The organism is bacterium endosymbiont of Bathymodiolus sp. 5 South (assembly GCF_900128535.1).
Classification (GTDB): domain Bacteria; phylum Pseudomonadota; class Gammaproteobacteria; order PS1; family Pseudothioglobaceae; genus Thiodubiliella.
Genome location: NZ_FQTR01000003.1, coordinates 1 through 12,926, shown reverse-complemented (window position 1 = coordinate 12,926; position 12,926 = coordinate 1). Strand labels below are relative to the sequence as shown.

The following is a 12,926-nucleotide window of genomic DNA, read 5'->3' as shown; positions in this document are numbered from 1 at the left end:
TTTCATAAATTTTCAATATAATACTCTTGGTCTAAACCTTTCTTTTCTGTGTTAATTATATTAACAAGCGCTAGCAATTGCCTCTCTTTTATTTTATTTTTATCAAAATTAGCTTTTTGATTATCATATCTCTCTCTGCTTCCATTGTTTTTAATTGTATATTCAATGCCTTTAGGAATAAAAAATTTCGCTTTACTAAATAAATGTTTTTTATATTCATTTAAATAAATCCCAATACCTGAAATATCAAAATCACCAAAATGAATATAATCATTTGGAACTGATTTCATCCACTTAATAAAATCTTTGTTTTGATTTTGAGGATAGCGAGATATAAAAAGTGGGCTTATGTCTTTAAACAAATATTTTTGCTCCTCAATATGTCTAAAATTTCTTGAATTTTCGACACCAACAATAGTAATATCTTTACTTATTTTAAAGGTATCAAAATCATAAAAAAAAATAAAACTTCCTTCTACTGGGTTGATGACTAGTTTTTGACTGTTTAATTCCGCTTTAATGGGACTATAACTATTTACTAAAAAACCCTTAAAAGCCCTTTCTTTTGATTTTTTTGAGTCTCTTGCAATTTTTACGAATTCAGAACGACTTGCATCTTTGTTTTCTAATGCATGAATATAGCCCTCTAAATCATTAATTTGCAATTGATTTGAAAGATAAATCTTTAACGCCTCTTTATCTCTAAGTTGTATAGATTTATGATGTTTTCCTTTTTGACATAAAATATTTTCAGAGATCAATTCGTTAATTAACGCACTCTTAGCAGAGCTAAAAGTTACAGTATATCCACTCAATAATTTAATTAGAACTTTTCCTATTTTAAGAGTTAGTCGCATCAATTAAAAACCCTGGTATTTACTTTTACTAAACGTTTAATTCTTGTTATATACTTTTTATTATCTGTTTTTGATTGTTCCTTAGATAATTTGTAAGTATAGCGATAATCTATAGCATTTTGACTTGTTGGTGAGCCGTTAATAAGGAGTATATTTCTATCGTTTGCAAATCTTAAAATTCCTTTTATATTGTTTGGGTGTAAACGACCAATTTCATCCATCATGCAATGCAGTTTAAAATCTTTAAATTTCTTAGAGGCATTATCTTTAAACACATTTAAAAGTAGAATATTAATCATTGCTTTCACTAGGACATCAGTGCCCTCACTTCCAACATTAGATAATTTTTCTACCCAGCCAGAGTCATTATCATTTTCAACAATTCTAAATTGTAAATCAAATGATTCTGACAGTGTAAGAACTGAATTTTTATACTTCTCTAATTCTTTAACCAATTGTTTTAATAATTCAACCGCCTTATGATTTTTATTTTCTGTCTCTGGTGATGTGAAAAGATTATTCTCACCCAATATCAAACTATTTTCATCGTTAAACTCTTTAATTTTAATTAACAGTTTTACAACTGGATTTGAACTTTTTTGAGTTCTCATTTCCATCTCTTTAATGGCTTCTACAAAGTTTTTGCTTATGAAGTCATTATTAATTTTTTTGATTATTTTTTCAATTTCAGCTTCTTTAGAAATAAGGTCGGTTGTTTCATTTCCAATTTGCTGAATAATATGTGAAAATCGTTCGTTTACTCTTTTTTCGAATTGATTGATTTTGCCTTCTTCAATAAATTCTTTAAGGTCAATGGCAAAATTTATAAAATCAGAATCCTTGTTTAATTTAACTTTAAATCTGAAAATATTCTGTTCATTGAAATTACTAATAAAAGAATTAACAGATTGTTGTAAGTCGTTAAACTTGTTAATACTCTTATAATGTCTATCATTTAGCTCTTCAATAATTAAAATAGCAGCTTTAGAACGATTATTTTCATTAATTTTATTTAAAAAGTCATTTTGGATAGACAAAAAAGTATCAGATGTTTTAAATTGATTAAATGTTTCTACATCTTTATTGAATTCATCAATTTTAGTTTGTATTGCTTGAACAATATCATCTTGTTGATTGTATTTTTTATCAAATTTTTCTTGCTCTATTCTTTGTTCTTTTTTTAGAGTATTTTGCTTTTTCCTGTTTGTAGTTTTATCAGCTCTCAATTCGGGTACTTTATCAAAAAGCTCTCTTTTATCTTTTTCGTAATCAAAAACTGTCCGCTCATTACTCCTTATAAAAGATAAATCTTCAGTAATTTCAGTTAAACAATCTTCAATAATTTTTAATCTTTCTGTATCTACTCCTTTATTGTTTAACTCCAAATCTTGCTGATTTTTCAATTCTTTTATACGCTTATCTGCATTAACTTTATTTTCAGTTGTTGAGGCGCTAATAGTCTTGATGGCTTCATCTTTTGCAAGCTCAACATTATTTATTTCTACTGCCTTTTCTTTCTCTTTTTTGCTTATTTCACGATCACCCCCCTTTATAATGTTTTCTAAATTCTCTTTAGCTTTGGCTTTTTGAATTGAAAGACCCTCTAAATCTTCTTCAATTTTACTTAAAACAACTGCTTTTTCAGATGTTGACTTTAATATCCACTCATCTAATTTGATTTTATTATTTTTTAAATGTTGTTCACTTTGAGATACGACATATTCATTTGTAGAAATAACTTCTTTTAGAGTGTTTAGTTTTTTTCTAAATTTTACATTTAGATTTTTCAAACTGCTCTCTTTAGAGCCATTAATTAGTGCGATTGACTTCTGAATTTCAGTTACTTTAGCTTTTAACAGTTCAATTTCTTGGTTATATTCTTTAACAGTTTTAATACGGTTATCTAAGGCATTTAAATTTATTTCTAAACCGAAAATTGAAGCTGTATTGTTATCTATAAGTTTTGGACTTAATTCGGTATTAAACAATACATACTTTTCATCAATTACTTTTCCTATTGTACCTTCCCAATTAGGAACATTGTCATTTAACCAACCATAAAGAGAAGACTTGCTTTGTCTAATTTTTGTTTCAATATCCCCTATCTCAGTTGAATGCTTTTTTTGATTTATTTGCTCATTTTCAACTTTTGATTCAGCATTATCTACAATTTCTTTTTCTTCAAATTCCAATTTTTTACCTAAAAATTTTTTTTCGTTATTTGAATTGAGAATTAAGGTATTTGATTTTTGTATTTTACTATTGAGTTGCGTTTTTTCATCTTCACAACCCTTTATCTCAGCATCGTAAAATGTTTTATGTTTCAATTCAGCCTTATCTCTTTTAAAGCTATTTTCTTTGTCAATAAAGGAATCAATTTCATTATTTGCCTTTTCTTCTAGCTCTTGATTTGCCTTCCTAATTTCTTGTATTGACTTATTGTAGCTTTCAAAAATCTCAGATTTCCTGTCTCCAAATTCACTTTCATAACGATTGATTTCTGCATTTCTTTCATTAGCGAATTCTTTCTCTTGGTTTTTAGTTTGTGTTATTAGAGCCTTATATTTTTGGCTAATTTCAGCAAACTGCGAAGTGAGAAGATTTTTCTCATCTATTTTGGCTGATTGTTTATTTATTAAGCTTTCTTTTTTAGCAACTTTTTCAATTAATAGTTTTATGTTTTGACTCTCAAATTCAGTTTGCTTGTTTTCTGCTTCCGTCAGTTTCTTGTTAATATAATCTATCTTGGAAATAAGCTTTTGCTCTCTTTTTAAATGGATTCCCTTTAGGTTTTCTTTCTTTTGAAATAACTCTTCTAACTTGCTGTTTTCAATAGAGTGATTTGTAGATAATTGAGACTTTTCTCTTTCTATATAATTTATTCTGCTGGATAAATTAATAGCCAACCCTTTCTTTTCTTTTTTTAAGAAATTCAGTATTCTATAATTATCAATAATTTTATCTGCTTGATTTCTTACAACTATTTCACCTTTTTTGTTTTTCTTAAACCAAATTCTAATATCCTTTATTTGTGTTTCAAAATCCCTAAGATGGTTCTTTGAATAATTAGACACATCTATTGTAAATTCATCTTCACTAATAGAATTTATAATAGTATCTTTTATAAACTTAGCCTCTAAATTTGAATTTAACAATACATTTTGAATTGTTCTTGGTATGTTTTGGTATTGTTTGCTTTCAATCAAAGCGTATTTACGAAATTCAGATTTCAGCCCTTTATTATCACCATAAATAATCTTTCTATATTCTTCGTAGTTTGATATTATTTTTGTATAGTAAATAGCTTTACCCAAGGCGTCACGAGTCTTTTCCCAATTTTCGAAAGCCCTGCTATTTTCATCAATAAAGAATTTTTTTTGGTATTCAGAATTAAAAAATCTGAAAGCAGCCTTTCCATTTACCTTGTAAGCCAAAACACAAAATGGAATATTATCTTTCACGATTTCATAAATGATGTATGAGTTTTGATATTCAAAATAATATTCATCAAAACGTTTTTTCTCTCTTGAAATACCTAATTTAGATTTATTCGCATTATAAAAAAATAATATCGCTCTAAGTAATGTACTTTTTCCTACACCTTGCGTTCCAATTAGATGCACATTTCCATCTAATCCAATCTCTGCGTATTTTACAGATGCACTATTTATAAAGACTATTTTATTCAGGTATCTCATTTGCAATTATCTCAGGTATGTTAATAGTGTTTACAAGGTCTTTTAAATAGTTAAAAGAAGTAAGCACTTTGTATGTTTCAGATATTTCATTTTCTAATGTTATATAGTTGTCTTTTTCCAGTTTTTCAATTAGTTTTTTTATTTGATCTAAATAACTTTTTTTATCCGTACTTATTTTTTTAAGGTTATCTAATTTGGTTTTTAAATCCGCATTGTTTTTGAGTTGATTGACTATTTCAGAAGGAGTAAACCTAAAGCCAACATCAAAAGAAGAGTCAAAAGTTTTAAAAAAATCTAAAGTATTAATCCAGCCAAATGCTTTTTCAATTTTTCTTTCTAAATCAGCATTCTTTTCATTACGACTAAAATAGAAAAACTCATCTCCTTGCTCTAAAATATAGTCAATTTGATAAAAATAATCGTATAAATCTTCAAAATTATCTTCATCTTCCAGAATTTTGTAAAGCGTTTGTATGTCATCATCTGGACTATTAGAACATATAAATTGCCCTCTACGCAATACCTTAAATATGTCGGATGTATATTTTGTCATAAAAATTCTATTTTGGATAAATTAAGGTGTATTCAATGTCATTATCAATTTGAAATTCATTTTCAATGTTCAATTCTGATTCGTATTGGGAGGCTACTTGACAGTATATGGTTACCCGCTCGTTAAAATCAACCTCTTTTAAGAAATCATAGCGAACAATAAAATTGAATAAATTGTCGCTTGTTGCAATAAAACGATTCTTAACTTCCTCTAAATTTATCATTGTCTCTTCTTCAACACTGTTTTCTAAAAGCTCATCAGAAATACTTTCAGCTAATAATGGCTTAAAGTTTATTCGATCTAAATTTTTTTTTGCTATTTTTTTAATACTCGAAAAAGCATTCTCATTTTCACATAAAAAATCTATTGATAAATTTAAAGGTTCGGCTACACGAACTTCAAAAATTACTTGATTTTTTTTGGTAAGAATTTGTTTAATATCTGTTTCGCCTTCAATTAGAAAATGATCTTTTAAATATTTTAATCTTCGTAGTTTTTCTAAAAACTTTCCTTGATGTTTTATTTGATTTAGATAATCAATTATTTGCTTCTCTATTTCAATTAAATTATGTGAGCATTCACTTAAACTGTGTTTTAAGTCTACAATGACTTGATTTAATTCTTCATCTGTTGCTGTCTTAAAAAAAGTTAACTCCTCATCATTGATTAATAATAAAGTTTGTTTGATTAAATCGGTAACAATAGTTCTTTTCTCATCAAGGTTTTTTAATTTCAGATGTTTGTTTTTGTAATTTGATTCATTCTTAAAGGTGTTTTCTATATTTCGTCTTAAATCAACTACACTTCTAAATGTAATAACTCCCATTTTTCTGAAAGTCTTTTTTATAAATTTAAGATAGCTGTATTTTTTATTTTCATTATTCTCATTGAAATAGTAATTTATATTTTCATTAATACTTTTGATATTTTCATTAATGTATGAAAGGTTAATTTCTTCATTAACATCAAGTACTTGTTCAAAGAATTCAATAAATTGATCGTCAATTTCAAGAAGCCCGCCATTCTCTCTAATAACAGCCCTTTGTAAAAGAAAATTAATTCTATCCTCGTCATCATCAACTAATTCTAAAGCGTAACTCAACTTGTAATTAAGAGATTTTCTTTTTACAAACATCTGGGAGATTAATTTTTCTTCCCTCTTTAGAGCTGACACTAATTCTTTAATGTCATTAAAAGTGTTCATAATTTATAGTTTAAAGTCATAAACACTACATATTGCAAAATTACAGGACTGTGACAGGATAAGAACCTAAGATATCTACCTTCAGCACTTTTTTGGCAATCTTCACCAAGGCGCTGTGCACATGCGCCTGTTGCTGATGACCCTCAATATCAATGAGGAATAGGTATTCCCACTTTATACCTGGCATTGGATGGCGTGCAAGTTGCAGTATATTTATATTTTGATCTTTAAAAGGTGATAACAAATCAAATAATGCCCCTGCTTCGTGTTTGGCAACGACCAATAAAGAGGTTTTGTCTTTACCTGAAGGTGCAACTTCTTCTTTGCCAAGCACCAAAAAGCGTGTGACATTGCCAGTTTTGTCTTCAATGTTTTTAGCAACACGCTCTAAACCATACAAACCAAGTGCTACTTCTGATGCAATCGCTGCAGCATTTGGCTCGTCTTTAACAAGTCGAGCTGCTAGAGCATTTGAAGCCACAGACTTCAGTTGTGCTTTTGGATAATGATTTTTTAACCAGCGTTGGCATTGTTCAAGTGCTTGCTGATGTGCGTAAATTACCGCAATATCCTTAGATTGGTCTGCCATCATTAATTGATGATGGATTAAAACTTCAACCTCGCCACAAATCTTTAAATCTTGAGAATAAAGCATATCAACCGTTGCCCCAATCACACCATTAGACGAATTTTCAATTGGCACAACGCCATAATTTGCATTGCCTTTTTCTACTTCATGGAAAATTTCATCAACACTACCACAATCTAGCGTCGATACCGCATGCCCGAAATGCTTAAGGGCAGCTGCTTGCGTAAAAGTGCCTTCAGGACCGAGGTAAGCGACATTGATACCTTGCTCAAGTGCAAGACAAGCGGACATAATCTCACGAAAGATATGCGCCATGTCTTTGTCCTTAACCAAGTTATCATTGCGCTCAATAATGGTGCGCAACACTTGCGCTTCACGCTCTGGGCGGTAAAAACTACTATTATATTCTGCAGTCTTTTTAACTTCTGCAACTGCTGATGCAAGTTCGGCTCTACTACCAATTAATGACTGAATCTTCTTGTCCAACGCATCAATTTCAACTCTTAGTTTTTCCAATTCTTTAGCCATTTTATCGCTTACAAACTCCTTACCATTAAGATACCTTCAACTTGTTTTAAATTATTGACCACTGTATCAGAAACCCCGCCTTCTATGTCAACTAAAGTATAGGCAACTTCGTCTCTTGATTTGTTTAACATATCAACAATATTCGCACCCTCCTCAGCCAGTATGGTTGAGATTTGACCTACCATATTCGGAATATTTTGATGCGCAATTGCCAAACGAGAGTCCCCTGTTCTCGGCATTTTTGCCTCTGGAAAATTCACTGAATTTAAAATATTACCATTTTCAAGATAGTCCTTTACTTGGTTTGCAACCATCATCGCACAGTTGTCTTCTGCCTCAGCTGTTGATGCCCCTAAATGTGGCAAAGCAATCACTCTATCGTGGTCTTTTTTACCATCAATTGGAAAATCCGTCACATAATATTTGACCTTGCCTGCCTCAAGTGCACTAATTAATGCGTCTTCGTCAATAATACCGTCTCGTGCAAAATTCAAAACCGTTGCACCTTTTGGTAACAAGGCAATACGCTGTTCGTTTAATAAATGCTTAGTGCCTTCGACTAATGGCACATGAAAAGACACAAAATCACTTTGTGAAAATAATTCATCAACACTCAGCGCCTGCTCAACATCGGCTGAGAGCTTCCAAGCACTCTTAATAGTGATACTCGGATCAAAGCCAATCACTTTCATACCCAGCATACTCGCTGCATTGGCAATCTGCACACCAATTGCACCCAAACCCACAATACCCAGTGTTTTACCTGGTAATTCTGAGCCTGCATAATTTTTCTTACCCTCTTCCACCGCAGTTTTTAGATTGCTAAGTGGCAAACTATTCACATAATCCCACGCCTGACAAATATTACGACTGGCAAGTAACATTGAAGATATCACCAACTCTTTTACCGCATTTGCATTGGCGCCTGGTGCGTTAAATACCACCACACCTTTGTCACTCATTTTGTCCAATGGAATATTATTCACACCCGCACCCGCACGACCAACAGCCTTAAGGTTGTCACCAATTTCTAACTCATGCATCCTAGCACTACGCACTAAAATTGCATCAGGGTTTGTTATTTCAGTGGCAACTTCATAATCCTTTGCTGGCAACTGCTTTAAACCAACGCTCGAGATATTATTTAATGTTTGTATTTTGTTCATTATCCGTTTTCTCTCTCAAAATCTTGCATAAATGCAACCAGTTGATCAACCCCTTTTTGCGGCATAGCATTATAGATACTCGCACGCATACCCCCCACAGAGCGATGCCCTTTCAAAGTAATCAAACCATTGTTGGCTGCCTTTTCTAAGAATAAAGAGTTTAAATCTTCATTTGCCAACAAAAATGGCACATTCATCCAAGAACGGTATTTTTTTGCCACAGGATTTGAGTAAAAATCAGATCCGTCAATCGCCTCATACAGTGTCTTTGCCTTACGCTCGTTAATCTTTGCGATCGCAGACAAACCACCTTGCTCCTTTAACCATTCAAATACACGACTTGCCACATACCAAGGGTAGGTTGATGGTGTGTTGTACATTGAATCATTGTTCGCTTGCGTTGCATAATCAAATAAAATCGGCTGATTTTTGACCACATTACCCATCAAATCTTCACGCACAATCACAATCGTTAAACCAGCAATACCGATATTTTTTTGTGCACCTGCATAAATGACACCATATTTTGACACATCAATCTCACGCGATAAAATACTAGATGACATATCTGCCACCAATAGCATACCCGCTTCTGGTGTGTAATCGAACTCTAAACCTGCAATGGTTTCATTCGGCGTGTAGTGTAAATAAGCGCCGTCTTCATCAATATGCCAATGCTCAAAATCAGCAATATTGGTATATTTATTATCCGAGCTATCCGTGCAAATATTCACACCACAATAACGCTGAGCCTCAGCAATCGCCTTCTTTGACCAATGCCCAGTATGGGCGTAATTCGCTTTAGTTTTACCACGCAATAAATTAATCGGCACCATGGAAAATTGACTAGATGCCCCCCCTTGCATAAACAAAACTTTATAGTTATCAGGAATGTTCATTAAATCACGCAAATCTTGTTCAGATTTTTGTGCCAATGCCATAAAATCTGCACCACGATGAGATATCTCCATTACCGATGCTTTGGCACTACCGTATTCTAGAAGCTCATCTTGCATTACTTGTAACACCTGCTTTGGCAGCATCGCAGGACCTGCACTAAAATTATAAACTTGACTCATTTAAACTCACTCCCTGATTGATTAAAACAAAAACATAATTTTATCAGAACTGAATTATTTAATGACTATAATACGCCTTGGTTTCATTATGGAAGCGGGTGCAAGTCCCGCACTGTCCTCGCAACGGTATTTGTTTGTTTTAAAACATCAGTCCGACACATAATTCAATTTTTTTAAAACTCACGAAGGATGAATGTCATGCAAAAAATCTTACTCATAATAACACTCATCGCCAGTCTCAATGCCAATGCAGTTTTAGGCCCTATCCCCATTTACCTTAACACCGAATACCGTACCGATAGCCCAGTGATCGGCTCTATTACATCAACTCTTAGCTTTAGTGCTGATGATATTAAAGCCACAGGTGCCAACACCTTTTTAGATTTCTTAGCAACGGTGCCAAGTGTTGGTTTGTATAACCCGTACGGCAATGTCCCTGCGCTCTTTATGCGTGGTGGTGATTCAGACCACACTTTAGTTTTGGTTGATGGGGTTAGTATCAATAGCATTGACTCATTAAATGGTGCCGTTGAATACGGGTTGACAAGTATTGCACTTAACGATATTGAAAAAGTAGAAATAATCAAAAACTCAGGTTCTGTTCTATATGGTTCATCCGCTATTGCAGGTGTGATTAATATTACTACAAAAAAAGGTGCAGATGGCGCAAGTGCTACCGTAAGCACTAAATTTGGTACACACAATTCTAAAACTTACACACTATCAGCAAGTAACGGCGGTAAAAATGGCTTTGTTAGATTCACCCACAACCAATACACAACCGATGGCATTAATGCTCAAACTGGCGATACAACTGGTGAAAAAGATAGTATTGACAATCAAACGACACAAATTAAAGCTGGCAATAAGCACTTTGATATTGGTTATTTAAAAAGTAGAAATAAAACACAATATGATAGTTTTGGTGGCACACCTACTGACAAATTAGGCGATAGAAAATTAAACAAAATAACTATTAATGCAAACAATAAATTTAGTAACACTTGGAAACTCAAATTATCTCTTGTACAAACTAAAAGCAAAAGAAATAGTGGAACGAATGCTACCACCATTGGTGATAAATACAAAGAAACCACTATAACTGCATTTAACGATATAAAAATTGATGACGCTTTACTCAATGTTGGGTTATCACAAGTTAAAAGTGAGAACACAACAAATAAATTAAAACACACCAGTCAAGATTTATTTATAAATTGGCAAAAAAATATTAACGACTTAGATATTAATGCAGGACTTCGTTATATCAAACATAATAAGTTTGGCAACCATACTGTTTACAATGTGGGATTTGGTAAGGAATTAGGTAACGGCATTAGACTAACGAGTAATTACAACACAGCTTTTCAGGCGCCGACACTCAAGGAAGTAACCTCTGGCACTCAAATAAATGATTTAAAACCAGAAACTTCAAAAAATATCAATATAGGGTTAAACAAAAATCACACTTGGGGTGAAGTGAGCCTATCATTATTTAGAACTAAAGAAAAAGATGGAATTAAGTATACAGGTGGGTGGCCGAACTCTACTTACACAAACGAGGATCAATATAGCGCTAAAGGTGTCGAACTGTCATTAAGTGCCAATATCTCTGGATATAACATCGGCTTTGATCATACCTATTCTAAAAGTAGTGTTAATAATAGCGATACACAACCTGTAAGAAGACCAAAAAATATCACCGACTTAACAATTACCAAGCAATATGCTAAATTTAACGCAAGAGCGCAAGTCATTAGAAAATCATCCAGTTTGGATGGTGGTGTTGAATTAGATGGCTACACTTTAATTAACTTATCAAGCAGTTATGCTATCAACAATAATGCTAAAGTGTTATTAAATATTAAAAACGCGACTGATAAAAACTACACCATAGCTAAGGGTTACAACCAACCAAGCCGAACAATTGAAATAGGCTTGGATTATCAATTCTAAACACACACTATTATCATAAAGTAGTGGTAACATCGCGTTTTTTGATGTCGTTTAACACGGTGGCAAAAATCTTGCGCTTGACAGACTTATTAAGCATCAACACCACTAAAGGCTTAGATTGGTCAGTTCAATTATTCACCTATGTTGCCAAATCAAGCTCAAACTCTAGTTGGTTTTGAGATTTTCGTGCAGCATAACAAACTAAGTGCAATGAGCTCAGTTGCTACAGTTGTCTTTATCAATTTTTTACTTTTAAATGATATTCCACCACATCTTTTATGCAACGAACGCTAAGACGGAGACCTTGAGTATCGAGGAGGAATTCTGTCTTGCTAGAGTCGATGATCAAATAGTTATTATCCTCCTTAGTCCATAAGTAAGCCTTAGAGCCGTCATCCTTAGACGACAACGCCGAATTTTGACGACCAGCAGCTGGCAACTTAAGGGGGCTAGAGAAGGCTTCAGCAGTATTTGTAATCGGATTGTTGAGAAGGATTTCGAGGGTCTCTCCTGTGAGTTCTATAGTAGTTGGAACGCGAAAGCCTGTTGGGCATTCAGCTTCACCAAATTGGTAGTAATCTCCATAAGCATCACTGTCATTAATGCTAGTGGCTACTTGTTTTGCTCCGAGATTTCTATCAAGCCAAACTCTGTGTGATACAGGTGAGGTGACCAATTTATATTCTAACCCATCAAAAACACCGCCTGTAAACGCTGGTATGTCGTTTTCATTTTCAATCATATTGCTACGTTCTATCCAAGCAAGTGCGCCTAAGTCCATTTTGTGGCTGTCTTTAAAGGCTTTGCTGGCAATCGCAAAGTTGGTGAATTTTTGTTTGTTGCCCAGTGGTAGTTTTACCGTGAGTTTGCCATAGCTTTTGGCATCCATGGTGTTGTTGTTTTCTTGACCGAACTCAAAGCTCACTGAAGGCGTAAGCTCAATATCCACGCCCAAAATATTACCCTTAATGTCTGGACCCAGTTTAGCGTCCCAGTAATAATAAGTGCCTTTGATCTTTGCCCAAGGTAGATAAGGGGCTTGACCGCTGAGCTTGACATCATAACCTGACATGGCTCTTTCCTGTTTCTGTAAACCGTTGATTAATTTTTTGTCTGAAAATGCATGATATTTATTGATATTAGCACTAAAGTTAGCACGCTGATATTCTAAACCAAGGCTTAGGCGTTTGTGACTGGACTTGGTCTGGTAGTCAGTAAAAACATTAATACCGGCAATTGCCATGTCGTCCTCTACCAATAGACGATGACCAATACCTAAGTTAATCGTAGCACGAC

The 12,926-nt window shown here is 33.1% G+C and carries 10 protein-coding genes and 1 riboswitch; of the genes, 2 read left to right on the top strand and 8 right to left on the bottom strand.

Features of this window, described 5'->3' with window-relative positions; all coding sequences use genetic code 11:
* Positions 1–2: 2 nt before the first annotated feature.
* Genes BBROOKSOX_RS00725 through serC form a run of 7 tightly spaced genes read right to left on the bottom strand, consistent with a single transcriptional unit; the run spans position 3 to position 9,674 of the window.
* The gene (locus tag BBROOKSOX_RS00725) at positions 3–857 is read right to left on the bottom strand and encodes a DUF7281 domain-containing protein (protein WP_139659286.1); all 855 of its coding nucleotides are present in this window, start codon (positions 855–857) and stop codon (positions 3–5) included.
* On the bottom strand, positions 857–4,555 hold the full coding sequence (locus BBROOKSOX_RS00720) for an ATP-binding protein (RefSeq protein ID WP_139659249.1): 3,699 nt from the start codon (positions 4,553–4,555) through the stop codon (positions 857–859). Before BBROOKSOX_RS00720 ends, BBROOKSOX_RS00725 begins: the two co-directional genes overlap by 1 nt.
* Positions 4,539–5,108 (bottom strand): condensin complex protein MksE, encoded by a 570-nt coding sequence (locus tag BBROOKSOX_RS00715; protein WP_139659248.1) that lies wholly within the window; start codon positions 5,106–5,108, stop codon positions 4,539–4,541. The genes BBROOKSOX_RS00720 and BBROOKSOX_RS00715 overlap by 17 nt, the downstream gene beginning before the upstream one ends.
* Positions 5,109–5,115: 7 nt before the next feature.
* Positions 5,116–6,312 (bottom strand): hypothetical protein, encoded by a 1,197-nt coding sequence (locus BBROOKSOX_RS00710; RefSeq protein ID WP_139659247.1) that lies wholly within the window; start codon positions 6,310–6,312, stop codon positions 5,116–5,118.
* Positions 6,313–6,352: 40 nt separating this feature from the next.
* Positions 6,353–7,429 (bottom strand): prephenate dehydratase, encoded by a 1,077-nt coding sequence (gene pheA / locus BBROOKSOX_RS00705; protein WP_139659246.1) that lies wholly within the window; start codon positions 7,427–7,429, stop codon positions 6,353–6,355.
* A gap of 8 nt (positions 7,430–7,437) precedes the next feature.
* On the bottom strand, positions 7,438–8,595 hold the full coding sequence (locus BBROOKSOX_RS00700) for a phosphoglycerate dehydrogenase (protein ID WP_139659245.1): 1,158 nt from the start codon (positions 8,593–8,595) through the stop codon (positions 7,438–7,440).
* On the bottom strand, positions 8,595–9,674 hold the full coding sequence (serC, locus tag BBROOKSOX_RS00695; protein ID WP_139659244.1) for a 3-phosphoserine/phosphohydroxythreonine transaminase: 1,080 nt from the start codon (positions 9,672–9,674) through the stop codon (positions 8,595–8,597). Before serC ends, BBROOKSOX_RS00700 begins: the two co-directional genes overlap by 1 nt.
* A gap of 35 nt (positions 9,675–9,709) precedes the next feature.
* A riboswitch (cobalamin riboswitch) is annotated at positions 9,710–9,855 on the top strand.
* Between the two features lie 17 nt (positions 9,856–9,872).
* Here serC and BBROOKSOX_RS00690 point away from each other — a divergent pair.
* Entirely contained in the window at positions 9,873–11,630 is a 1,758-nt protein-coding gene (locus tag BBROOKSOX_RS00690) for a TonB-dependent receptor plug domain-containing protein (RefSeq protein WP_180323794.1), read from the top strand.
* A gap of 44 nt (positions 11,631–11,674) precedes the next feature.
* Positions 11,675–11,809, top strand: a complete 135-nt coding sequence (locus tag BBROOKSOX_RS11985) for a hypothetical protein (RefSeq protein WP_257607710.1) — start codon at positions 11,675–11,677, stop codon at positions 11,807–11,809.
* Positions 11,810–11,868: 59 nt separating this feature from the next.
* Here the strand turns inward: BBROOKSOX_RS11985 and BBROOKSOX_RS00685 are convergent.
* The coding region (locus tag BBROOKSOX_RS00685) for an inverse autotransporter beta domain-containing protein (protein WP_139659242.1) at positions 11,869–12,926 on the bottom strand (1,058 nt) is incomplete at its 5' end.

Coding starts and splice junctions, on each gene's coding strand:
- BBROOKSOX_RS11985 (WP_257607710.1), top strand. CDS start 11,675: ATGTCGTTTAACACGGTGGCAAAAATCTTGCGCTTGACAGACTTATTA.
- BBROOKSOX_RS00725 (WP_139659286.1), bottom strand. CDS start 857: ATGCGACTAACTCTTAAAATAGGAAAAGTTCTAATTAAATTATTGAGT.
- BBROOKSOX_RS00690 (WP_180323794.1), top strand. CDS start 9,873: ATGCAAAAAATCTTACTCATAATAACACTCATCGCCAGTCTCAATGCC.
- BBROOKSOX_RS00710 (WP_139659247.1), bottom strand. CDS start 6,312: ATGAACACTTTTAATGACATTAAAGAATTAGTGTCAGCTCTAAAGAGG.
- BBROOKSOX_RS00715 (WP_139659248.1), bottom strand. CDS start 5,108: ATGACAAAATATACATCCGACATATTTAAGGTATTGCGTAGAGGGCAA.
- serC (WP_139659244.1), bottom strand. CDS start 9,674: ATGAGTCAAGTTTATAATTTTAGTGCAGGTCCTGCGATGCTGCCAAAG.
- pheA (WP_139659246.1), bottom strand. CDS start 7,429: ATGGCTAAAGAATTGGAAAAACTAAGAGTTGAAATTGATGCGTTGGAC.
- BBROOKSOX_RS00700 (WP_139659245.1), bottom strand. CDS start 8,595: ATGAACAAAATACAAACATTAAATAATATCTCGAGCGTTGGTTTAAAG.
- BBROOKSOX_RS00720 (WP_139659249.1), bottom strand. CDS start 4,555: ATGAGATACCTGAATAAAATAGTCTTTATAAATAGTGCATCTGTAAAA.